We start from the raw sequence: 21,437 nt of genomic DNA, 5'->3' as shown, positions 1-21,437 counted from the left end.
TGTCAAAACTTGGTACGGGCGATGAAGCTGTTACGCGTATTGACCGGCTTTCATGCCGGCGCACAACTCAGTATCGAACCTGGTGTCTATCGCATCGGCGCGCATGCCGATGCCGATATCCAGTTAATTGACTGGCAAGGAAACGACGTGGTCTTACGCGTCGACACCAACGGCGTCGTGACCGTGTCGCCGAAGCGCGACGAAACGGACGCTGACGTTGCGACCGCCGAGCCAGGCCTGCCCATCCGAAGCCTGACCGATCTCGAGCCGGTTCAGTTTGGAGAAACGGTGCTATGCGTGGGAAACGAAACCCCTAAATGGCCGTCCGACGTCGAACTGCTTTCCACTTTGCTTGCGCAGCCGCACGAATTGCGTGCTCACGGCACGCGCTTCTATCGTCATGCGATCGCCGCAGCCGTCACATGTGCGTTGTTCGTATCCGCGACGATCGGCCTGTCGCTCGATACCGCGGAGGCCAGCCATGCGTCGACGCTCAATTTCACTAGCGAAAATGCGCAGCAAATCCGCCGTGCGCTCGCGGCAGCGCACCTCGACGGGCTGTATGCGCGGGCAATCGGCAACACCATCGCCGTATCCGGCATCGTATTGAACGACACGGACGATCGAGCGGCACGCAGGATTCTCGATCGATTCAGCTCGACCAATACGATCGAGCGCAACTACGATATCGCACAGGACGTAACCCGCAGCATCGGCGACATGCTCGGTGTCAATGGCGCGTATGTCACGTATCTCGGTGACGCCCGTTTCGCAGTCAATGGGCCGGCTCTCGAGAAAGCCGCGCTCGAAACCGCCATCGCTCGCGTTCGGGACGATCTCGGCCCCAACATCACGGACGTTGTGTTACGAACCAGCGGCCCGGATGCCACAACTCGCCCGATCCCGTCTTATTCGGAAATGCTGGCTTCCAACGACGTGCACTTTGCCCAAACCCCCGATGGCGTCAAACATCTCTTCAGCAGCAGTGATCCGATGGAAAGTGAAAATGCGATACCCAGATAGCCATATCGGATCGGCACGTCTGCCCGCGGTTCGAACGGCGCAGTACGCGTTGCGATTCGGCATCGACTGTCGAACAAGATTGGTTCGCTGCGCCAATCGCACCGAACCGCATCGGCGGCACTCAACTTGATTTGAACGAAAATGTACAAATTGCTTGAATCACACTCATCGGAAATTGAAAACATTTCCAAAATCCTGAATCAAGACGGCAACTCGCAGCGCATCGGCGAGATATGCCAAGCACTCGAAGAAACCGCTCAACGCATAGGCGAAACCAAAAGCACGACAGAGCTTGATCGCAGCAACCTCATCAAGCTGTACCGTGGATTCTTTGCCGCGTCACGCGTACTCCAGCAATTGCAACATCGAGAGAAATAGGATGAACCGGCCAAGGCCCGGGCATACCGACAGGCGGACATGAATGATCCGCCCCGGCAAAATACCAGCCACCGGAAACTCGCGGTGGCCAGGTTGTAGTGGAGCGTCATGCTCATTTATTTTTAAGGAGATTAAAATGGTACGCAATACTAACTCTGTCAATACGAATCGCGATCTCAACCCTCAAAGCAACACGTTCAACGTGAACGACATTCAATCGCTGCAACAAAGCATGGCCAAGTCGACGGAATTCCAAATGCAGACGATGGCTATGCAAACTGCATTCCAGAAGCAACTGGCGGCCGCGCAAGCGGAAGCCGATATGTACAAAATGGAAGCGGAAGTGACGAAGAAGTCGTTCTCCGATACGGAGCGGGTCGGCGGCCAATAACGGCCTAATCGTATTTCGTGGATATTCGAATGGATATCCACGAAATACCTCCTCATATGCGGCCGGCACAAAATACGTGCCGGCGCGTTGTACCCTTGGCACTACCGAATATATTTTTCGCACAAGTGCCATATCGGATAGAAAGTGAGCAGCGAGCGTTATGTCACGTTGATCTCGGAATTATGCGAGACGGTTGGATTGACCGATGTCGATCATGTCCTCAGGACACGCACCATCGAGGTCGACGGATTTGATGTGCGGCTCGAATATTTCGAGCACGATCTCGATGCGATGTATATCAACTTCAGCTTCGGCACGATGACTTCGGGCCGCACGCTGGTGGTATTCAGGCTGATGCTGGAAGCCAATCTTCTGATCTACGCGCAAGACCAAGCGCACTTGGGGCTCGACGCGGATACCGGCGGAATCATTCTGGCGTTGCGCTTCCCATTCGACATGGGCATTACCGGGCAAGCCATCGCCGAACTGCTTGCACACTATGCAGGCCACGGCCGCTACTGGCGGCAGAATATTTTGGAATCGAGCGACGAGATGTTCGAAGGCATCGCATCCGGGGTGTTTTCCTGGCTGCGCGCATGACACTTTGCCCTCGAGCACCACTGCGCTGCCGATCGATTCAGCACGCTTCCACGAGATCGTCATGGATCCGCTTGCTCACCGCACGAGCTTCCGCAAACCTCGCGCCGAGCTTCGAGATCGAGCCACGCCCTCTGTTGCAGAGATCCCCTAATTCGGCTTGCACAACACGCGGGTGAACGGCACGCATTCGGTCATTGCGGCTTGCCGCGGCCGAAGACTGCCCTTTCAGCCAGATGACACGTCGGACCATGTCAGCCGCCGCGTAACGGATAGCTCGTTACTTCCGGCAAGCGCTTCATCCGCGCCTAACCAACGAACGCTGCGGGGACTGGCTTCGGATTACCGCAATTCATTTCGCGAGCATCTCTTTCATCACGATTCTTCGCCCTATGATCAATTACGTGGAATCCGGCTCGGTAACCACATCATTCAATTCAACCGGAGAAATAGATATGTGTAACTGCTCCAAGGCTTCTCAAGCAAACGGCGTTCAATCTCCCGCACAGGATGCGGCGTCTTCGCCGGCCATACAGCAACTCGTACAGGCCGTCATGCAAGCCCTGCAATCGGCGGTTCAAAGCCTCGGGACCAACAACGGCGCCACAGGCGCCCAAACTCCAGTGGCGGGCTGAGTTTCCCGTCCAGCGAGACTCGATCCGGTGGAACTGGCTTTTGGCAACCCAGTTGTTTCAATTTTGGAGATTCGATAATGGGTAAAGGTAGATGCAATGGCGTTCGCTCATCCTGCCAGGCCAGTTCTACTCGCTGCTCAGGCGCGGCTGGTCCGCAGATGAAACAGTGCAATCGTCAGTGTCAGACGGCTTGCCGCAACGTGTGCAAAGGGGCGAAGCCCCAGATTTGCGCGGCACCAAACAATCCGGCTCGAACCGCCCCGGCTATCGCCGCGCCTCGGCCTGGAGCCACCGCGCCGACGGCTGCTCCGCCATCGTACAAGCCCAGTGTCACGCCCGGCGCCGGTCCGTCCGCGTCGCTCGTTCCCGGCACAGGTATCGGGCCGGGTGCTGGCGCTTCCGCTTCGCAGGTTCCGGCGGTGGGTATCGGCAGTTCGGCATCGCGAGCCTATGCGGCCGGTATCGGGGCAGGCGGCTCCGCGTCGCAAGCGCCCGGAACAGGTATCAGTCCATCCGCTTCACAAGCTGGCCAAACCAGCATCGGCGCCGGCAGCTCCGCTTCGCAAATTTCCGGCACCGGCATCGGAACCAGTCTATCCACGTCTCAAGCATATGGTTCCGATATCGGCGCCACCAATCCCGCAGCCGTGAACGACCTCATCAGTCTTCTGGTGAACCTGTCCGATTCGATGGCTTCCTGAACCACGCGTACCGCGGCCGCCGGCATGCAGCCAGCGGACGTTATCGGCAAATTTGAAAGGACGAGTGAGCGGTTTCTATCCTGATTCAAATCCATGCCTGATATTGACCGCTTTCAATTTCAGCACTGCGAATCTATCTCGAGGACCTTATCATGGATAATCTATCAACGGCATCGACAAACTATTTTCCGAATATCAATTCGGCGAATTTCGGCAATGCATCGCAGATCTCGCCGAGCCAGATGATGATGCTGGGTGTACTGGCTTATTTCATAGGCCGCTACATGTCGCAAATGCAGCAGAACGGATTCAAGCCCAACACGGCCGGTAACGCTCAGCCCTCACCGGCGAACGACGCTGGCTACGGACAACCCCCGTCAACGAATCCGGTGGGCGGCCAAGCGAATTCTCCGTCCAATAATCCCGCCGGCGGTGCGGGTTCGCTGCCGTCTCTGTTCGGTGGCCAACAAGGTTCACCGGCAAACGGCGCAACCAACGGGCAAAACCTGCCGGCTTCGCCGTTTGGCACTCCACAAGGCTCATTGTCGACCAGTGCTTACAACGGAAACGGCCAGGGCAATTGTGATTGTGGCGGGAACCGCCCGGCGAATCCGGCATGTCCTGGTCAATCGCCTGTTCCGATTGGCTGCGCGCCGGACCGTCGCACGCCGGAAATTCAATCGTCGCTCGCGCTGAAGCCGTCAAAGAACGGCTACAGCGGCTCAGCGTCGATGACGACGCATGGCGGCTATCGCATCGAAGCTAATCAGCCGACGCAAAAAGGCGGTGATTCGTCGATCAATATTTACGGCCCCGACGGCAAGAAATTGCGAAGCATCTGGGGAGACCCTCATATCACCGATGCAAGCGGCAAAGGCAATATGTTCAAGGGTGCGGCTGACCTTCGGTTGCCGGACGGCTCACGAGTGCTCATGAATACCGAACAGGATCCGGCTCACCCCGGCGCGTATCGCGTCAAGAATTTTGGCGTAGTCGATCAGAATGCCTATGCATTCGTCAACAATGTGAATGGCGGCGGTGATTTGAGCGTCAACTTCGCACGCGGAAACGGCAATCAAATTGCGAATAACTTCGATGCCAATGTCTCGCGCAACAATCTGCAACTGACGGCCGACGGCCGCGTCATCGATCTCGTCACCTCTCAAGACATCAATAATGGAGCGCAGATGGATACTGCCAAGCCGTTCGCGGCAGCGGCATGACCCGGCTTTCCCGGCGACACCGCCGGAGTGACGAAACAGAGAACGAAGCTCGATATCGGCGCATAGGTCGCGACTACGCGCAAGCACGACATACGGGCCGAATCGATGCCTGATGACTTGCGAGCGGCATGGATTTCATCCATGCCGCCCGTTTTCCTTCAATTCATGAAAGATGCAGTGGCGTCGTCCGGAACCCTCTGGAGTACGCATGATTTCCTACACGCACGATGAATACGCCGTCGCGAATGCGCGAAATGGTTATGGCGCAACGGATAGACAAGCTTTGGACAGGTAGTCGATGAGTGACGAAAAAACCGAGGAGCCAACCGACAAAAAACTCCGCGACAGCCGCAAGGAAGGCAAGGTCTCGAATAGCCGCGACTTCACCGAGGCGGTCACGCTATCGGCAACGATCGTGCTCCTGATCGTGATGACGGATCATCTGGGCGATACGTTTCGGAGCATCGTGAAAATACCGATCGGCTTCATCGACGGCGATCACTCGTTGGCGAACATCCTCGCGCAGACCTATAAATTGGCCGGACTCATGCTCATCGCCACCGTGCCTTGCGTCGCCGTCGCCGTTCTTGCTTCGATCGGCGTCTCGGCCGCCCAGGTCGGCCTGCAGATATCCATGAAACCGGTCACGCCCAACCCCGCAGCCGTCAATCCCGCCAGCGGGCTCAAGCGGATCTTCTCGATGCGCACGCTGCTCGATTTCGTGAAGATGGTCATCAAGGCCGCCATTATCGGCATCGCGATGTGGAAAAGTATCGAAGGGCTGTTTCCGTTGATCGCCGGCTTCCTGTACCAGCCGCTGTCCGAACTTCCCGCGTTGCTTTGGCATATCTCGCTCAGGCTGTTCATGATCGCTGCCGCAGTCTTCGTCCTGGTGGGCGTGGTCGACATCAAATTACAGCGCGCGATGTTCATCAAAGAAATGAAGATGAGCAAGGACGAGGTCAAGCGCGAGTTCAAGAATGAGGAAGGCGACCCGCTGATCAAAGGGGAACGCCGCCGCCTCGCGCGCGCGCTGGTTTCCTCGCCTCCGCCGTCCAAGCGAGTCGAAACCGCGAACATGCTGGTGGTCAATCCCACCCATTACGCGGTGGCCGTGCGTTACCGGCCACCAGAGGATCTATTGCCGCGCGTGGTAGCCAAGGGCGTCGACGAAAGCGCCGCGCAATTGCGGCGTGTGGCAATGGAAGCCGGCGTGCCCATCATCGGCAATCCGCCAGTGGCACGGGAGCTATATAAAGTCGGCATAGACGAACCCATTCCGGAATCGCTGTTCCAGGCCGTGGCCACCATCCTGCACTGGCTCGAAACAGTCGGCCCGGATGCCGGCATCGCGCATAACGGCGGTTGATTCCGCAGGAAAACCGAACACCTATGTTCAAATCACTCAAGCTTCCGGCCGGTGGCGAAGTCGGCGTCGCACTGCTGATCGTCGCGATCATCTCGCTGATGATTCTGCCGCTGCCGCCCGCGATCATCGACATTTTGCTCGGCATCAATATCACGCTCAGCGTCACGCTTCTGATGGTCACGTTGTATGTGACCAATATCGTGTCGCTATCGGCCTTTCCCGCGCTGCTGCTGTTCACTACGCTGTACCGCCTGTCGCTCAACATCGCGTCGACCAAATCCATTCTGCTCAAGGCGGACGCCGGACATATCATCGAAAGTTTCGGCAGGCTGGTGGTCGGCGGAAACTTGGTCGTCGGGCTGGTGGTGTTCGTGATTATCGCGACGGTTCAATTCATCGTGATTGCGAAAGGTTCAGAGCGCGTGGCGGAAGTCGGTGCGCGCTTCACGCTCGACGCGTTGCCCGGCAAGCAGATGAGTATCGACGCGGACCTGCGCGCCAATCTGCTGACCGCCGACGAAGCGCGTCGCAAACGCGCGCTGCTCGCCATCGAAAGCCAACTGCATGGCGGAATGGATGGCGCGATGAAATTCGTCAAAGGTGACGCGATCGCAGGGCTCGTCATCACGCTGATCAATATCGTTGCCGGCATTGCCGTCGGCGTCGTTTATCACGGCATGACGACGGGCGAAGCGGCAAATCGCTTCTCTGTCCTATCGATCGGCGATGCGATGGTCTCGCAAATTCCGTCGCTGCTTCTGTCGGTGGCCGCAGGCGTCATGACCACGCGCGTCGTGGACGAAAGCCAGCCGCGCGCCGGCTCGCTCGGCGACGATATTGGCCGGCAGCTCACGTCGAATTCGCGCGCGCTGTACTTCACCGCGGTGCTGCTGCTCGGCTTCGCCGCGGTGCCCGGATTCCCGTCCCTGCTCTTCGTGATGCTCGCCGCCATTCTCGCAATCGCCGCCTATCATCTCAATGCGAAACATCGGCACAGCGCGCCGGGAACCGAATCCGACGCGTTGCAATCGATGCAACGCCCAGGCGCGAAGAGCGAAATGCCTGCCATCCTGACCAGCGCTCCGCCCTTCGCGTGCCCGATCGGCATTCGCCTTTCGCCGGACGTGGTCCCCCGGCTGACGATGCCCGCACTCGAGCGTGCGTTCGCACTTGAGCGCGCGCATCTGCAACAGGAACTGGGGCTGCCGTTTCCCGGCATTGCGATGTGGCCTCACCCCGCACTGCCCGAAGCCACTGGCGAAATTCTCGTACACGATGTGCCCAAGCTGAAGATCGATCTTCCGTCAGGCAAGGTCATGCTGCCCGAACCCGAACGATGCGCGCCGTATCACCCGTTGAGTGCGACGAATGACGCAACGCCGCCGGCGCCGAACGCGGAAACGTTCGGGCCGATCGACGCAACAGGCGCGCCAACGCGCTGGGCAGACGAACGCGCCGCGCCACCCAAGGCGGAAGTGTGGCGCATCGAGCGCGTGATCGCCCATGCAGCGATTGGGATGATTCGACATCATGCACCGCAGTTTCTAGGCGTTCAGGAGACGCAATGGATACTGGATCAAGCTGCGGTCGACTATCCCGGCTTGGTAGCCGAAGTTCAAAAGGTGCTTGCGCCGCAACGTATCGCGGAAGTGTTCCGCCGGCTGCTCGAAGAGCAGGTTCCGATCCGCAACGTCCGATCGATCATGGAGAGCCTCATTCAATGGGGCCCCAAGGAGAAGGATCTCCTGATGCTCACCGAGTACGTGCGCGGCGACATGTCTCACTTGCTGGCGCATCAAGCGGCTAATGGAGAGCCTGCGCTTTGCGCGGTGCTTTTCGATCTGCCTGTCGAACAACATATTCGGCAATCGATCAAGCAAACCCCGACCGGCAATTATCTTGCGCTGCCGCCCGACGAAATCAACATCCTGGTCAACAAGGTCGAATCGCTGATTCATGATTCGCCTCGCAACCGGATCGCCGTGGTCACCTCGATGGATATCCGGCGCTATGTGCGAAGAATGATCGAAACGAGGCTGCCGTGGCTGTCGGTTTATTCGTACCAGGAGCTTGGAGAGCAGATCGAACTCAAGCCGCTCGGCCGGGTCACCATTTAAGGCGGAACGCGTAGGATGGCAAACCATATCGCGGAGCGCATCGGCGCACCGCACGCTCGGCGTAAATCCGATGCAGCCCAGGAGCCTGGCAGTCTCTTAGCCGGCTCCGGGCCGCGAAAACCCGCGTCCGCGGAGAATCGTCTTACCCTGGTTGCCTGGGAGCGCTCACGGCGCCGTTGCACTTCGAACGCGGGTCAGGCATCCGGCCCGATTCAGTCGCGACCGCAACAGGGCGCCGCCCATGACGGAACGTTGGCCGCCGACTCGTTGCCGCCTGCCGACGGCAACGACGATACCGACGATTATCGTGCCGATACCGATTCCGGCCCCGATGCCTGCGCCAGTGCCGGTTCTTCTGATCGGCGGGCGAAAAAAACCGACATCGCCCAACGGCGCCTCACTCCTGCAGCCGCCGTCGCGAAACTCGGCCAGCATATCGCATCGCTTTACAACGGCCTCGCCACGCTAGATTTCGGCGAATGGCAAATTCATTTTCCGCTGGATGAAGATTATTTCGGACCGACCCGGCTGACGCTGTCGTTTTCGCCAATCCTCGTGCAACTTCGCTTCGATACTTCGGTATCGCAAATAAAACAGTTACTGTTGAACCATAGCGGCGCACTTCAACGTGAGCTTGATCAGACGCTACGCGCTTGCGGTGAAACGCGCCAAATCGAGATTTTCGTATGGTAACCAACTTGCATTGGCCTGGTTCGACGCTTCGAAAGCAAAAACCGGAAGCCTTGAGGCCGTGGCGGACGAGATGAGGTCATCGCCAATGCCCATCGAATCGCCCATCGAAACGGTACAGTCCGCTGAATTCGAATCGCTGCCGCGCTTCTCGAAGATCATCGACGCCGAACACCGTCCGTTGAACCTGCCCGCCATCGATTCGTCGATGGCAAACATCACGCGCATACTCTGCAACCAGCGACTGATTGCGTATATAGAGGCGCGCGGCGAGATCGCGCATCTGAGCATCGAACCGCTCGATCGGTTGCCCGAATGGCAACACCCGGCGCTCGCGCGGCTTTCGTTCAGCGTGCAATCAAGCGAGTTGACGGTATCCGTCGGCTTCGATCTGGACGCATATCCGGTGTTGGCTGCGGCCGTGGGAACCGACGAGCCGCCATATGAAACGGCTGCGACGCCACGCGCCGGCACCGCAGGCGCCCCGCAACAGGCGATGCCGAACGCGCAATCGGCTCGATCGGATTTAAGGCAAGCGCTTGCACGCGCGTTGCTCGAGCCCATGCTGACACTGCTGGCGCCATGCGGCTTGAACCATCCGCGCGTGCATGCGATACGCCGGCAAGCGCCGGCCGGCGAGCATGACCACCGCTCTTTGCTGAGACTGTCATGCCGGGCGCTTGGGCGCAGCCACGAATTCGTGCTGCATATCGACAAAACGATACAGGCGCTCGAACGGCTGGCCCCCCCGCTATCTGCCGCCCGGCTCGGTTCGTTGCGTCTGCCGGGGCGGCTCATCATCGGCGTCAAGCCGCTTGCATACGATACGTTGCGTGCGCTCGCACCGGGCGATGTGATCCTGCGCGCGCTGCATCCGTCGTTGAATGCCAAATTACTTGATGCGTCCGGCGCCCCCCGTGCGAGCGTTTTCGCAACGGCTGCTTGGGGAGCGCCGAGGTGCGTCCGCTTATGTGCCGCCGTCGAGTTCGATCGACAATCTCTCGTGCTTATCAAGGAGCCCGTCATGTCCGACGCATCCGAATCCGATCTCACCGGCTCGGCCGACGAGTTGATCCATATTGGAGAGCTGGAGGTGCCGGTTCAATTCGAAGTCGATATCGTCAAACTCTCGCTTACTCAACTCGCTTCATTGAGAAGCGGTTATGTGATCGAGCTGGAAACCTCGGTCGACAAGGCCCAATTGCGTCTCGTCGCACATGGGCAAACGATCGGCTATGGAGAAATGGTGACCGTTGGAGAACATCTCGGTGTTCGAATCCTGCGGATGGCATCCGAATATGTTTCAACTGACTGATGTTACAGGGCTGCTGCTCGTCGTCATCGCGCTCAGCCTGCTGCCGTTCATTGCGATGGTCGTCACCTCGTATGCGAAGATCGTGGTCGTGCTCGGGCTGCTGCGCAACGCGCTCGGCGTGCAGCAGGTGCCGCCCAATATGGTGATCAACAGCATCGCCATCCTCGTGTCGGTCTACGTGATGGCGCCGATCGGCATGACTGCGGCAAAAACGCTGGAAAACCGGCAAACCGGCATGCCGACGACACAGGTGGTCATACAAGCGTTCGATGCCGCGCGCGAGCCGTTTCGCAACTTTCTGAAAAAGCACGCGCATGAGCGCGAAAAGCGTTTTCTGTTGCGATCGGCGTCGGCGATATGGCCCAAGGAACAAGCCGACAAGCTGCGCGAAGACGATCTGATCGTTCTCGCTCCGGCATTCGCGCTGACGGAACTGGCAGACGCCTTCAAGATCGGCTTCCTGTTGTATATCGCCTTTATCGTGGTGGACTTGACCATCGCCAACATCTTGCTCGCGATGGGACTCAACCAAGTCACGCCCACCAATGTCGCGATTCCGTTCAAGCTGCTGTTGTTCGTCGTGATGGACGGCTGGTCGACGCTCGTTCATGGCCTGATATTGACCTATCGATAGCATTCGTCGGCAGCCCCACGCTGAAGGGTCCGATATGGATATTCATACACTCACGCGCTTCACCACCGAAGGCATGCTCCTGTGCCTGGCTATTTCGCTGCCGCCCGTCATCGTTGCGGCGCTGGTCGGCTTGACCGTTTCTTTCCTGCAGGCCATCACGTCCATGCAAGATCAGACCTTGTCGCATGCGGCAAAACTGATTGCGGTCATGCTCGCGATCGTCATCACTGCCCCCTTGGCATGCGCGGCCATCCTGCGCTTGGCCAATGAAATCATGCGCACCGCGATTCCGTCATGACTCGTATCCAGACAAGCCGCCCGGCGTACTGCGAACATGCCGGACGAACCGACTACAAACGCGACGTCGGCGGCGTGCCCAATCACGCTCAATTCTTCACGTTGTACCGAAACAGCATCCGGTTCTCATATGGGCGCGAACCTTTGCGCAGATCGTCGACGAGCGCCGCGCGCGCTGGAAAAGCGGTCAACAAATTGACTCGCCGGCGCACTAGACAGGCGGCCGACAATTTCGACGAGCAATGTTGGAACGAATGCGAACTCGAGTGGCGCGACGGCCTCGATGCGCCGTCGCCAAGCGACGGCGCCGGCGGCAATCCGAATCAACAGGAGCAAGGTCAGGAGCAACGCAGGTCGCTCAAACTGCTCTCGATATTTCGGAATGCGGACGATGCCCCGGAAAAATCGTCGTCGTCGACGGCGCTGCTCCAAGATATCGGCGCGCTGGATGATCGCTCGTTCACCGATGCGTGCCGTGACGTATTGCTGAACCACGGAGCGCACGCCTGCCTGAATCTGGTCCGACTCAGGGGCCTGTTGAAAGGAACGGATCATGCGCCGACGTTGGAATGTCTGTGGAGTCTATGCAAAGAACTGACGCCGCACGCATCTAGCGCGTACTTCCTGATGCCCCTGTTGTTCAAGGCGATGGACGCGCCTCGCACCCCAACGCAGCACGAACGCGCAGTCTGCGTCACGTTGCTGAATTTGCCGCAGGGCGTCATTCGGCCACTCGAATGATTCAATAAAAAAACGGGCCGAATAAATTCGTCGTTCATCGAATTAAATTGTCGAATTCGACATCCTCGCCGCAAACCCGTGCATCCCTGTCGATTCGTCATGATTCGAAGCCGCCGGTGATCGCGAGTCGGCAATTTCATTCCCCGTACAAAGCGATAACGCGCGCATTCGCCAGCGGTGACGGTCCATGTCGAGAGTGAGCCGTTTCGCATGTTCAAGAACCTGACGGGTTGGCATCGTCGCCTCGGCATACTCTCCAACCCGTCGTCCATATGGCGGCGCTCCAGCTCGGCACACCGGTTCCGCCGGTGCCGCGGCCGCGGCATCCGCGTGCGCGGTTTGTCGGGTCAAAGGCGATCCGAATGCGGCAACGAAATGCTTGCCGATATCGGAACGCCATTGCGCCGGGCTCTCAGCCCGCGCCTCCCCGCCTGCCGATGCTCGCCAGCGTTTGTTCGGTGACATTCGCGACGAACGCGCCCGCCAGGCGGACAGGCGACGCGAACGAAACCAGCATCGCGGCGTTTCCGAGGACAGTGATCCCGTTTTCCAGCCAATCGGCGGTGCGCCCGCGAGCCATATCGGTCACGCTCCGGAACATACCCCGCGCCACGCCGCCGCCGGCCTCGTAGATATCGCTTACGGTTTTCTCGATGCCGCTCTCGATACCTCGCTGGCATTTCTTCACGAGGCGCGCAGCCTCCGGGCTCATCGCGTCGAGCACCGCATTGGGGACGGCCGTAACCAACGCGCTGGCGGTGCGCACCACTGCGCCGGCCGCGCGTTCCGCATTGCGCACCCCGTTTTGCACGGTCGCGCCGAGATCGGCGAATGCACGTCTGAAATCGCCGTGCAGCAGGCCGTTGAGCACGTCGAACATTCCTTCGACGTTATGTTCGATACCACTGATCGTTGAAATTGCGATTTCCTCGATACCGCGATAAACGTCTTTCCCGCCTTGCGCGATTCCATCGGAAAATTTTTTAAATGAATTCATGTCTCATTTCTTTTTTAAATTAAAAGTCATGCCGGCACGGCTGCATCCGGCCGGAAAATTGATATCGTCCGGTGTTCCCGTCACCGGACATGCCGCAGGCGCAGCGCGGCTCACGCGAGCCGGTATCGTCACGCCGTCGGCGCGTGCCGGCTCCATCGCTGCCGGTCTTACGGACTGCACGGCGGCTTGGCGCGACTGCACGCGCGCCTGCGATCGTCGTTGAATTGCTCCGCACTCGTTTTCGGAGGAACCGATCGCGGCACCTCGCCCGGCTCGAAATCGCGATTTATCCTTTTATTTATTTCGTCGAATGAACGGTCGACAGCGCCGCGTGCCTCTTTCTCAGTAGGGTTATCGGCATGCACGCAATCAAAAACCAAAAAACCCAAAATCGTCAGATATTTTAAGTAATTCTTTTTCATGAAATCTCCATCGCACTGCCTTCCTACGAGTACGTTCCGTCGCATCGGATTCCGACCTGCAAACACCCTGGCGTCCGCTCGAACATACCGTTGAATCAAAGAAATTCCCGCGTTGAATCACACCTCTTCCGTTATGTCGATGCAGCAATGTAAGTGCTCCTTTCATCACAGGAAAGCCGCCACGCGAAAGCCCCTGCACTGCGGCGAAAGTCATGTGCGCCGCCGCGGGCGGCCGGGCGCGGCCATCAGCGCATCGAGCAGCGTATCGTATTCGGCGACGAGCGCGGGGTTCTCGGCCGTATACCGGCGCAGCAGCGCGCGCTGCCGCTTTGCATACGCGTCCCACCGCGCATCGTGCTCGCCGAGCGCGCGTGCGAGCGCCGCCGCGCCCTCGCGCACGTCATTGCCCGGATAGTAGTACCCCAAATCCGGCGCCAGCGCCGCGTTGTGCACCAGCGGATACCCCTGCCAGCATACGTCGAAGTAAAAGTAATTCAGCGGGTTCTCCCATTGATGCGAGACCACCACGTCGGTATGCCGCGCCAGAAACGTCGGCGTGTCGTAACGCCCCACGAAGCTCGCGCGCTGCGCGCGCACCAGTTCCAGATATCCCATCAGCATCACGAACTCCGGGCTGCCCGTGGCGAGATGCTCGGCGTTCGTCACGTGCGTGAAGGCAATCGCATCGGGGTCGCGCCGGAATACCTCGTCGATGATCAACAACGGATACACGCAGCATTTGACGACGTCGTGGTTCGGCTCCATGATCGTCAGCCGCTTCGCGCGCGCGCCGCTCGGCCGATACTCGCCTGCGTGCGGCAGCGCGCGGGCGCGCTCGGTCACGCACAGCGGATCCCACACGAACGGCACGACGCGCGCCGGGCAGCGCCGCAGCGATTGCAGAAACGGCAGCGACGACGGCGCGATCTGCGGGATCGCCCAGACCTCGTCGTAATCGCGGTTGATCCAGAGCCCGTCCCACAAGCGCCGGCCGAACAGAATCGATTCGATCGCGTTGATATATTCGACGCCACAGCAATAGCTGACGAGCTTCACGCCGCGCGCCTTCAGATACGCGGTCTGCGCGCCGCCGATCTGCCCGCCGAGTTCGATCAGCACGTCGAGCGCGTCTTGGGCGTCGGACCACGGCCGCGTGTCGAATACCCGGCGGTCCCACGGCAGCGCGTCGGTGATGGGCACTTCGGTGGTGTTGACGAGCGTGACCCGATGGCCGCGCGGCGATGCCATCAACAGCTTGGCCAGATAGAGCGCGTTTTGCTTGATGCCGTTGATCCACAGGCTCTCGTCCGGCGCACGCAAGCCGATCGTGATGCCGATGCGCCAACCGGAGAACCGTGCCGCGCTCATCGGGACGTCTGCCGCGACGGCACGGCCACGGCCCGCACGCATGCAAAGCGCCGGACGAGCGCGGCGCGCCAGCGCCGGATCACCTGCCGCGCCGAAGCGGCCTCGGCCGCGCGCAGTCGCGCGCGCAGCACGGCCAGCGCGGCGCCCTGCTCGGCCATGCGGACCTGCGTGCGCCGCTGCCGGTCCTCGGCGGCGTCCAGCGCGCGATGGGCGTCGTCCAGTGCCGTCTCGTAAGTCTGCTGGATCTGCTGCGACTGCACCTCCAACTGCCGCAGCCGCGCGCGCGTCGCGCCCAGCTCGGCGAGCGCCTCGCTCTGGCTGGCGAGTTGCGCATGCAGCCGCGCGCGCTCATGCGCGACCTGCTCGCGTTCCGCGCCCCATGCGCTCAGCCGCGCGTCCCGCTCGGCCAACCGCGCCCGCAAATCCGCCCCCTGCTGGGCCTGCTCGGCCAAGTGCCGCACGAGTTGCTCACGCAGCGCGGCCACGTCCAAATTGCGGCGATGCAGTTCGCGCTCGGCCTGGCTCACCAGCCGATGCGCGGTGCCGGCGTCGTGGCGCAGCCGCTCGAATTCGTCCTGGCGCGACGCGAGTTCGAGGTCCAGCGCATCGATGACGATCCGTTGACTGAGGGCGCTGCCCAGGCGCGCATAGATCGTATGCAGCGCGGTGCGAGTGCCCGCGTCGGCGGCAAACAGCTCGGCGAGCGCCGGTAGCGGTTGCGGGCCGACGCCGAGCACGCCTAGGCCGTCGTTGTGCGCCAGCGCGAACGACGGATAGCACGCGCCGAGTTCCTGCCAGAGCCGCCACGTGCCGAAACCGGGCTGGCGCCGGTGGATGTCGTGGAGCACCACCACGGCGCGGGCCGACAGCTTGGGCAGCCACGCGCGAAAGTCGTGCAGCGCGGCGTCGTAATCGGGCCGGCCGTCCAGATGCAGCAGGTCGACTTCGCCGTCGGCGAAATACGGCAACGCGTCGTCCGCGCCCATCGGCAGCCGGCGCGAGATCGCCGCATAGTGCGTGTCGTGGAACGCGGCAAGCAGCGCGCGGGCCTGCCCGGTGTGAAGGGGCTGGGCGCACGCGTCGTCGTCGCGGTCGCGTGGCCCGCTTCCCACGGCGTAGCAGCGCGTCGCGAGATTCAGGCGGACGACGGCCTGGCAGAAGGTCAGATAGGTCAGGCCCTGACGCGCGCCGAGCGCGACGAGGGTGCGCGGCGCCATCGCCTCGGTCAGCCAGAAGACGAACGGCGCGTACTCGTGCGCGGTGCCAACGCCGTCATGCTCGGGCAGCCAGAACGATGCGGCGCTCAGGCCGGGCCAGCGCCACGTGGCCGGCGCGCCACACGCCTCGCTTTCATCGCCGCGCGGCGCTGCGCCCGGCACGATCGGAAACGCGGCCATCAAGCACGCTCCCCCGAGACGGTGCGCGCCCGGCGGCGGGACACGAGACGGCTCAGCACGTTGGTCATATGGCTCAGATGGTGGGCGTTCAGCGGCGCGGTGAACACCGAGCGCTTGAGCAGCGGAAAGCCGCATTCGAGCATCACATCCCACAGGGCATGGAACGGATCGGTGTCGCCGTGGCGCTCGAGCCGCGCGCGGCGCCACGCGTGAGCCCGGGCCGGATCGGCGGCTTCGAGGATCTGCTCGTAGGTCCAGACGGCCTGCATCGGTACGCCGCGCGCGCGCATGAAACGCGAGAAACCGTGCTCGCAGCCGTTGAGCGCGCCGGCGCGCTCCTGCAGCGGCCGCCAGGCCGCCCAGAAGTCGCGCCACGCTGCGCACTGCACGAGTTGCGGCGAACAGTATAGAAAGAACGACGGCAAATGCCCGTCGTACAACCACCCGTCGATTGCGCCGGTGAGCACGGCGCAGCTCTCGCGGGCCCGCGCGAAGAGCGGCGTGAGGCTGTTCACGGTGTCGACCACGCTGTCGTTGGTGAGCACGAGCGGGTGATGCGGCGTGAAGCCGTCGCGCTCGAGCAGCCGCAGGCCGACGTGATACAGGCCCCAGTCGTGCGCGCGGTTGCGGGTCTGCACGATGCGCCACACGCGGCGTGCAAGCTGCGCGTGCGCCGCCGGCGCGAGCGGGGCGCTTTGCGTGACGAACAGCAGGCAGGTGTCCTGCCCGGCCAGCGCGTCGAGATAATCGTAGACATAAGGGGCGATGTCGCCGTGGGTATCGTGATGGGCGAACAGCACGATCGCCTGACCGGCCTCGGGCGGCGGGCCAACGCGCTGATCGTGCAGCACGATCTGCCCGGCCTTGAAGCGCGCCAGCTCGTCGCGCGCGAAGCGGGCTTCCCGGCCCAGCAGCCCGAACAGCTCGGCGCGCCAGCGGGCGGGCGCCAGCGCGTGGCCATGCGCGTCGTGCCATTGCCTCACCGAGAACAGCGCATTGGGATCGCGGGGCGCATCGCGCGTCTGCCCGCAGAAATGCTCGACGCAATGCATGCCGTCGGGCATCGACGCGCCATACGCATGCCGATAGAAGTCCGGATCGAACAGCGCATTGGGGCCGACGGCGTCCTGCTCGAGCAGGCACTCGCGCGCGGACAGCTCGGGGCGGCCGCTCGCGTCGCGGATCCAGTCGAGGTCGATCAGCGGATGGGGCGGATAAGTATCGCGGCTCATGGTGGGCGCCTGGGTAGCCGTCACGCGTGCGCGCAAAAGGCCAGCGCGGTGCGGATGACCTGATGCATCCTGTAGTCGCGGTACTCGGCCAGGCGCCCGCCAAAGTGCACGTGGCCGGCGAGCGACTCGGCCGCCTGCCGGTAACGCTGCGACAGCAGCGTGTTCCATGCGTCGTTGACCGGATAGTCCGGCGCCTGGCCCGGCTCACGGGCCTGCAGGTAGACGCGGGTAATCAGCGTGCGCCCGGTGGCGGGCGCGGTGGCCGGGGCGCCTGGCCATCCGGTGGGCGCCACCTCGGGCAACACGGTTGACGCCGCGCCGGCCCCCGCTCCCTCGGCGTCGAAGTGTTTGTGCTCGATGATGCGGGTGTACGGCACGGTGGATTCGGCGTAGTGGACGACGGGCGCGCCCTGGAAATCGGCCACCGGCAACACCTCGCGCTCGAGGCGCAGCGTGCGGTACGCGAGCGGGCCGAAACGCTCGTCGAAAAACGCATCGATGGGGCCCGTGTAGATCACGCGCGAGTAGCGCTTGAGCCAGTCGTCGCGCCGGTAGAGGAAATCGATGCCCAGGTGCACGTCGCTGCCGGCGAGCATCCGCGCGATCATCGGCGTGTAGCCGTCGAGCGGCAGGCCCTGATAGCGGTCGCTGACATAGCGGTCGTCGAAGCTCAGCCGCACGGGCAGGCGCGCGGCGAACGCGGCGGGCAGTTGGGCCGGATGACGGCCCCACTGCTTGACGGTATAGCCTTCGATAAAGAGCCGGTACAGCGTCGGGCCGAGCGTGGCCAGACAGGCCTGCTCGAGCGTCTCGGGCGCCGCGCACGGAATGCGTTCGGCCGCGAGGCGCGCGTGCGCGTCGCGCGGCGTGCTGGTGCCGAACACTTGTTGCAGCGTCATCAGGTTGATCGGGAAGCTGTAACGATGCGCGCCATGCGCGACCTTGACGCGATGCTCGTATGGCCGGAACTCGGCGAAGCGATTCGCGTAGTCCCAAATCGGCTTGGCATCGGTATGAAACACAGGGGCGCCATATACATACTCGTGACATCGCACATCGGCGTGATAGCGGGTGTACGCATGGCCGCCGATGTGCTCGCGCTTGTCGAGCACCGTGCAGCGATGGCCGCGCCGAGTCAACTCATGCGCGCAGACCGCGCCGTACAGCCCCGCGCCGACGATCAGCACCTTCATCGGCTGCCTCCGGCCGGATCGGGCGCGACGGGCGCACCGCACACGACGGCCCGGCGCCCGCCGCCGCGCGGGCCGCCGGGCGACGCATCGGTCAACGGCATCGCGTCCGTATGCGGGAAGGACATGACGGCCCCGGCTCAAGAACGCGGCTGACTGGCGGGCGAGCTGGCGGGCTGCGCCGCGGCCGCGGGCACGGGCCGGCGCGGCACGTAGCCCGTCAGGCGCCACTGGCCGTCGGGCTCGAGCCGGAAGCTCAATTGCTCGAAGACGACCTGCCCGCTCGCGAGCGTCGTCACGTAATCGACGTTCGCGTACATCCCTTCGGGCGCGCCCTGCGAGCCGGACAACGCGATGCGCGCGACGTTCGACCAGCCGCGCTGCGCGACGGGCCCCATCGCCTGGCGCGCCTGCTTGATCGGCTTGACGAATTGCGCCTGCTTCATCTGCGTATGCACGAACGGCGCCATGCCGCGCCAGACCGCGTCGTATTGCGCGGCGTCGAGCTGCTTGACGATCTCGTCGGCGTCGCGGATCAGCGCATCGGCCGACGTGCCGGGCGGGGTCTGCGCGTGCGCGGGCGGCATGCTCCAGGCCGAGGCCAGTGCAACGCACGCGGCGGCGGCCCAACGGGCGAAGCAAAAAAAACGACGCGAAGCCAAAGCGAGCGAACGGGTGTGTTTCACAGTCATCTCCTGAGCTTGAGTCATGCCATCCATCGACGAACGCCCTGCGGCCTCGCCAGAGGCCGCAGGCGGGGTTTCATTCGCGCTCGCCCATTGCGCACGCGCCATCCGGGTCGATGACGGCCAGGATTTCGATGCGCGCGTCGCGCACGCGGTAATCGAGCAGGCAGCCGGGCACCGGCTCGGCACGGCGCACGCCGGCGGCAGGGGCAGGCGGATAGAACGCGGGCCAACGGGCGATCAGGGCCAGCACCGCATCCAGTTGGCGCAAGCACCAAACGGAATCGCGCTCGGCCGGGCAAGCGGTCAGCCAGCGCTCGAGTTCGCGCAGCGCGCCGCGGCGCCAGACGACCGGCGCGGCGCCCGGCGCGGGCGGACGCGGCACCGGGCGCGCCAGACCGATTCGGCGCGCGAGTGCCGCGAGCGCGCTCGGCGCATCGATCAGCTCGGCCTCGACCGGCTCGGCATCGAGGGCCGGCCACGCGTCGCCGCCGCCAGCCGTCGCGTTCAGTTGCACACGCAATTGCGCGCCGCGCGCGACTTGCCGCGCGAGGCTGTCCTTGTGCCGAATTTCGACCGCCCATCCCGTTGCCATCGCGACTCCCCCGTCGAGCATGCGGCGTCGCGTGACGCCGCGGGTTGTGTGCTGTCTGCGTGCTGCTTATTTCATTCGTGCTGCCTGCCGCCGCGCGTTCATCGCGGGTAATACAACGCGGCGATCGCTGCGCGATACGCGGCGATATTCGCGTCATACTCCGGTGCCAGCGTGCGTAAAAACGCCTGCGCGGTGCGGCGATAGGCGTCCAAATTCAAGTCATGCTCCGCGTGCGCACGCAGCAGCGCACTGCCGAGCGCTTCGACGTCGAACTCCGGATACCGATAGCCGCACGCGCCAATCATCGGCGAGTTGTGAATCAACGGATAAGCGCCGTGCAGCGCTTCGTAATACAGATAGTTCTGCGCGTTCTCCCACTGGTGGCTGACCACCGCGTCGATACGCGAAGCCGCGACCTGATAGAACGGATAGCGCGGCTCGAACGACGCCAGGCCGTGCCGCACCAGCTCGAGGCTCGCGGCAAACTCGGCGAAGCCCGGGCGCGCGCCCAGATGCGCGGCGTTGAAGACGTGCACGCTGTCGAGCCGCTCGGGCGCGAGCCGGTGCGCGACATCGCAGCCGAGCACCGGCACGAAGCTCGTCTTGACCATGCAGAGGTTCGGCTCGAAGATCCCCGCTCGCCAGCGCGCGCGTCCGGGCCGATAGCCGAACGGCGTATCGGCGGGCAGCGCGGCGGCGGCACGCTCGAGCACCACGGGGCTCCACAAATGCGGGACGATCGTCACGGGCGCGCGGAACGTATGCGCGAAATACGGCGCGCAGCTCACCTCGTATTCCGGCAGGGTCCAGACGGCGTGATACGGCGCGCCGGTAATCAGCAAGCCGGGCTCGAGCTGAAACATCATGCGCTCGATGTCGATCACGTAGTCGTTGCCGACCCGCATCGAGACGATCTTGCCGCCCGCGTCTCGAAACGCGGCCACCCAATGGCGATCGAGTTGCGCGCTCATCTCGATCATCAAGTCCAGATGGTGCGCGGCGTCGGCCATACCGATGACGGGCACGGGGGCGTCGGCGAGAAAGCGCCGCGCGTCGTCGAGCGTGCCGTCGCCGCCGCCCGCGACGAGGCACACCTGTTCGATGCCGGGAATGCGCTTGAGCAGCATCGCGAGGAACAGGCAATTCTGGAAGATGCCGTTTTCCCACAGCGATTGCTGCCCCTGGCGCACGAAGATCGACACGCCGACGCGGCGTGGCAGCACGGCCGCGCTCATGCCGAGCCTCCCGGCGCCGGGGTGGCCCGCGCGCCGCGCGCAGCGGGCGATGCGGGCGCAGGGCCGGCCGTGTTTGCCGTGTTTGCCGTGTTTGCCGTGTTTGCCGTGTTTGCCGTGTTTGCCGTGTTTGCCGTGTTTGCCGTGTTCGCCGTGTTTGCCGTGTTTGCCGTGTTCGCCGTGTTCGCCGTGTTCGCCGTGTTCGCC

The 21,437-nt window shown here is 62.5% G+C and carries 24 protein-coding genes; 15 read left to right on the top strand and 9 right to left on the bottom strand.

The genetic code is table 11. The features are described from left to right. Window positions 1–21 precede the first annotated feature (21 nt). The 14 genes from BSIN_RS09575 to BSIN_RS09520 all read left to right on the top strand — a co-directional run bounded on the left by BSIN_RS09575 (window position 22) and on the right by BSIN_RS09520 (window position 12,111). Entirely contained in the window at window positions 22–1,023 is a 1,002-nt protein-coding gene (locus tag BSIN_RS09575) for a hypothetical protein (RefSeq protein ID WP_089340310.1), read from the top strand. A gap of 141 nt (window positions 1,024–1,164) precedes the next feature. Further along, window positions 1,165–1,401 (top strand): hypothetical protein, encoded by a 237-nt coding sequence (locus BSIN_RS09570; protein WP_059519877.1) that lies wholly within the window; start codon window positions 1,165–1,167, stop codon window positions 1,399–1,401. A gap of 136 nt (window positions 1,402–1,537) precedes the next feature. Further along, complete coding sequence (locus BSIN_RS09565) at window positions 1,538–1,792, top strand: hypothetical protein (RefSeq protein ID WP_059519878.1); 255 nt, start codon at window positions 1,538–1,540, stop codon at window positions 1,790–1,792. A 144-nt stretch (window positions 1,793–1,936) separates the two neighbouring features. Continuing rightward, entirely contained in the window at window positions 1,937–2,392 is a 456-nt protein-coding gene (locus BSIN_RS09560; protein WP_059519879.1) for a CesT family type III secretion system chaperone, read from the top strand. 389 nt (window positions 2,393–2,781) lie between these two features. Further along, complete coding sequence (locus BSIN_RS25265) at window positions 2,782–3,024, top strand: hypothetical protein (protein ID WP_143757392.1); 243 nt, start codon at window positions 2,782–2,784, stop codon at window positions 3,022–3,024. Window positions 3,025–3,443: 419 nt separating this feature from the next. Next, window positions 3,444–3,725, top strand: coding sequence for a hypothetical protein (locus BSIN_RS25260; RefSeq protein WP_143757391.1), 282 nt, complete (start codon window positions 3,444–3,446; stop codon window positions 3,723–3,725). Between the two features lie 152 nt (window positions 3,726–3,877). Further along, window positions 3,878–4,948 carry a hypothetical protein gene (locus BSIN_RS09555; protein WP_089340309.1) on the top strand — a complete coding sequence of 357 codons (1,071 nt, stop codon included), beginning with the start codon at window positions 3,878–3,880 and terminating at the stop codon, window positions 4,946–4,948. A gap of 298 nt (window positions 4,949–5,246) precedes the next feature. Beyond that, window positions 5,247–6,317, top strand: a complete 1,071-nt coding sequence (gene sctU, locus BSIN_RS09550; protein WP_059519881.1) for a type III secretion system export apparatus subunit SctU — start codon at window positions 5,247–5,249, stop codon at window positions 6,315–6,317. Between the two features lie 23 nt (window positions 6,318–6,340). Next, a complete protein-coding gene (sctV, locus tag BSIN_RS09545) occupies window positions 6,341–8,434 on the top strand; it encodes a type III secretion system export apparatus subunit SctV (protein ID WP_089340308.1) in 2,094 nt (697 codons plus the stop codon). 15 nt (window positions 8,435–8,449) lie between these two features. Beyond that, window positions 8,450–9,127: a type III secretion system protein SctP gene (gene sctP / locus BSIN_RS09540; RefSeq protein ID WP_089340307.1), complete on the top strand. Its 678-nt coding sequence runs from the start codon at window positions 8,450–8,452 to the stop codon at window positions 9,125–9,127. Between the two features lie 85 nt (window positions 9,128–9,212). After that, window positions 9,213–10,439, top strand: coding sequence for a type III secretion system cytoplasmic ring protein SctQ (sctQ, locus tag BSIN_RS09535; RefSeq protein ID WP_159935927.1), 1,227 nt, complete (start codon window positions 9,213–9,215; stop codon window positions 10,437–10,439). Then, entirely contained in the window at window positions 10,423–11,073 is a 651-nt protein-coding gene (sctR, locus tag BSIN_RS09530; protein WP_059520066.1) for a type III secretion system export apparatus subunit SctR, read from the top strand. The genes sctQ and sctR overlap by 17 nt, the downstream gene beginning before the upstream one ends. 34 nt (window positions 11,074–11,107) lie before the next feature. Next, window positions 11,108–11,371, top strand: a complete 264-nt coding sequence (gene sctS / locus BSIN_RS09525) for a type III secretion system export apparatus subunit SctS (RefSeq protein ID WP_059519885.1) — start codon at window positions 11,108–11,110, stop codon at window positions 11,369–11,371. Next, window positions 11,368–12,111 (top strand): hypothetical protein, encoded by a 744-nt coding sequence (locus tag BSIN_RS09520; protein WP_089340305.1) that lies wholly within the window; start codon window positions 11,368–11,370, stop codon window positions 12,109–12,111. The genes sctS and BSIN_RS09520 overlap by 4 nt, the downstream gene beginning before the upstream one ends. 412 nt (window positions 12,112–12,523) lie before the next feature. Here BSIN_RS09520 and BSIN_RS09515 read toward each other — a convergent pair whose 3' ends face one another. From BSIN_RS09515 to BSIN_RS09480, 9 genes are all read right to left on the bottom strand, one after another. Then, window positions 12,524–12,991 carry a hypothetical protein gene (locus tag BSIN_RS09515; RefSeq protein ID WP_143757389.1) on the bottom strand — a complete coding sequence of 156 codons (468 nt, stop codon included), beginning with the start codon at window positions 12,989–12,991 and terminating at the stop codon, window positions 12,524–12,526. Window positions 12,992–13,275: 284 nt separating this feature from the next. Beyond that, window positions 13,276–13,530, bottom strand: coding sequence for a hypothetical protein (locus BSIN_RS25255; RefSeq protein ID WP_125910517.1), 255 nt, complete (start codon window positions 13,528–13,530; stop codon window positions 13,276–13,278). A gap of 210 nt (window positions 13,531–13,740) precedes the next feature. Then, window positions 13,741–14,898 carry a DUF2827 domain-containing protein gene (locus tag BSIN_RS09505; RefSeq protein WP_089340303.1) on the bottom strand — a complete coding sequence of 386 codons (1,158 nt, stop codon included), beginning with the start codon at window positions 14,896–14,898 and terminating at the stop codon, window positions 13,741–13,743. Continuing rightward, complete coding sequence (locus BSIN_RS25810) at window positions 14,895–16,295, bottom strand: class I SAM-dependent methyltransferase (RefSeq protein ID WP_159935925.1); 1,401 nt, start codon at window positions 16,293–16,295, stop codon at window positions 14,895–14,897. The genes BSIN_RS09505 and BSIN_RS25810 overlap by 4 nt, the downstream gene beginning before the upstream one ends. Next, the gene (locus BSIN_RS25805; RefSeq protein WP_159935923.1) at window positions 16,295–17,527 is read right to left on the bottom strand and encodes a hypothetical protein; all 1,233 of its coding nucleotides are present in this window, start codon (window positions 17,525–17,527) and stop codon (window positions 16,295–16,297) included. The genes BSIN_RS25810 and BSIN_RS25805 overlap by 1 nt, the downstream gene beginning before the upstream one ends. 20 nt (window positions 17,528–17,547) lie before the next feature. Further along, on the bottom strand, window positions 17,548–18,720 hold the full coding sequence (locus tag BSIN_RS09495; RefSeq protein WP_089340302.1) for a UDP-galactopyranose/dTDP-fucopyranose mutase family protein: 1,173 nt from the start codon (window positions 18,718–18,720) through the stop codon (window positions 17,548–17,550). A gap of 137 nt (window positions 18,721–18,857) precedes the next feature. Beyond that, on the bottom strand, window positions 18,858–19,403 hold the full coding sequence (locus tag BSIN_RS09490; RefSeq protein ID WP_256583712.1) for a DUF4019 domain-containing protein: 546 nt from the start codon (window positions 19,401–19,403) through the stop codon (window positions 18,858–18,860). 76 nt (window positions 19,404–19,479) lie between these two features. Further along, window positions 19,480–19,998, bottom strand: a complete 519-nt coding sequence (locus BSIN_RS09485) for a hypothetical protein (protein ID WP_089340300.1) — start codon at window positions 19,996–19,998, stop codon at window positions 19,480–19,482. Window positions 19,999–20,096: 98 nt separating this feature from the next. Beyond that, window positions 20,097–21,233 carry a DUF2827 domain-containing protein gene (locus BSIN_RS09480; RefSeq protein WP_089340299.1) on the bottom strand — a complete coding sequence of 379 codons (1,137 nt, stop codon included), beginning with the start codon at window positions 21,231–21,233 and terminating at the stop codon, window positions 20,097–20,099. Between the two features lie 21 nt (window positions 21,234–21,254). Here BSIN_RS09480 and BSIN_RS26190 point away from each other — a divergent pair. After that, window positions 21,255–21,437, top strand: a 183-nt coding sequence (locus tag BSIN_RS26190) for a hypothetical protein (protein WP_218192411.1), incomplete at its 3' end; no start/stop codon positions are given.

Origin of the sequence: Burkholderia singularis, assembly GCF_900176645.1 — a bacterium.
Taxonomy (GTDB): Bacteria; Pseudomonadota; Gammaproteobacteria; order Burkholderiales; family Burkholderiaceae; genus Burkholderia; species Burkholderia singularis.
This window is presented reverse-complemented; position numbering and strand designations above follow the sequence as displayed.

Bases quoted from the DNA above. Each gene is read 5' to 3' on its own strand.
- BSIN_RS09495 (WP_089340302.1), bottom strand. From the start codon at position 18,720: ATGAAGGTGCTGATCGTCGGCGCGGGGCTGTACGGCGCGGTCTGCGCG.
- BSIN_RS09480 (WP_089340299.1), bottom strand. From the start codon at position 21,233: ATGAGCGCGGCCGTGCTGCCACGCCGCGTCGGCGTGTCGATCTTCGTG.
- BSIN_RS09520 (WP_089340305.1), top strand. From the start codon at position 11,368: ATGACTCGTATCCAGACAAGCCGCCCGGCGTACTGCGAACATGCCGGA.
- BSIN_RS25255 (WP_125910517.1), bottom strand. From the start codon at position 13,530: ATGAAAAAGAATTACTTAAAATATCTGACGATTTTGGGTTTTTTGGTT.
- sctR (WP_059520066.1), top strand. From the start codon at position 10,423: ATGTTTCAACTGACTGATGTTACAGGGCTGCTGCTCGTCGTCATCGCG.
- BSIN_RS25805 (WP_159935923.1), bottom strand. From the start codon at position 17,527: ATGAGCCGCGATACTTATCCGCCCCATCCGCTGATCGACCTCGACTGG.
- sctV (WP_089340308.1), top strand. From the start codon at position 6,341: ATGTTCAAATCACTCAAGCTTCCGGCCGGTGGCGAAGTCGGCGTCGCA.
- BSIN_RS09575 (WP_089340310.1), top strand. From the start codon at position 22: ATGAAGCTGTTACGCGTATTGACCGGCTTTCATGCCGGCGCACAACTC.
- BSIN_RS09515 (WP_143757389.1), bottom strand. From the start codon at position 12,991: ATGTTCGACGTGCTCAACGGCCTGCTGCACGGCGATTTCAGACGTGCA.
- BSIN_RS25265 (WP_143757392.1), top strand. From the start codon at position 2,782: ATGATCAATTACGTGGAATCCGGCTCGGTAACCACATCATTCAATTCA.
- BSIN_RS25810 (WP_159935925.1), bottom strand. From the start codon at position 16,295: ATGGCCGCGTTTCCGATCGTGCCGGGCGCAGCGCCGCGCGGCGATGAA.
- sctQ (WP_159935927.1), top strand. From the start codon at position 9,213: ATGCCCATCGAATCGCCCATCGAAACGGTACAGTCCGCTGAATTCGAA.
- sctS (WP_059519885.1), top strand. From the start codon at position 11,108: ATGGATATTCATACACTCACGCGCTTCACCACCGAAGGCATGCTCCTG.
- BSIN_RS09505 (WP_089340303.1), bottom strand. From the start codon at position 14,898: ATGAGCGCGGCACGGTTCTCCGGTTGGCGCATCGGCATCACGATCGGC.
- BSIN_RS09555 (WP_089340309.1), top strand. From the start codon at position 3,878: ATGGATAATCTATCAACGGCATCGACAAACTATTTTCCGAATATCAAT.
- BSIN_RS09485 (WP_089340300.1), bottom strand. From the start codon at position 19,998: ATGGCAACGGGATGGGCGGTCGAAATTCGGCACAAGGACAGCCTCGCG.
- sctU (WP_059519881.1), top strand. From the start codon at position 5,247: ATGAGTGACGAAAAAACCGAGGAGCCAACCGACAAAAAACTCCGCGAC.
- sctP (WP_089340307.1), top strand. From the start codon at position 8,450: ATGGCAAACCATATCGCGGAGCGCATCGGCGCACCGCACGCTCGGCGT.
- BSIN_RS09565 (WP_059519878.1), top strand. From the start codon at position 1,538: ATGGTACGCAATACTAACTCTGTCAATACGAATCGCGATCTCAACCCT.
- BSIN_RS09570 (WP_059519877.1), top strand. From the start codon at position 1,165: ATGTACAAATTGCTTGAATCACACTCATCGGAAATTGAAAACATTTCC.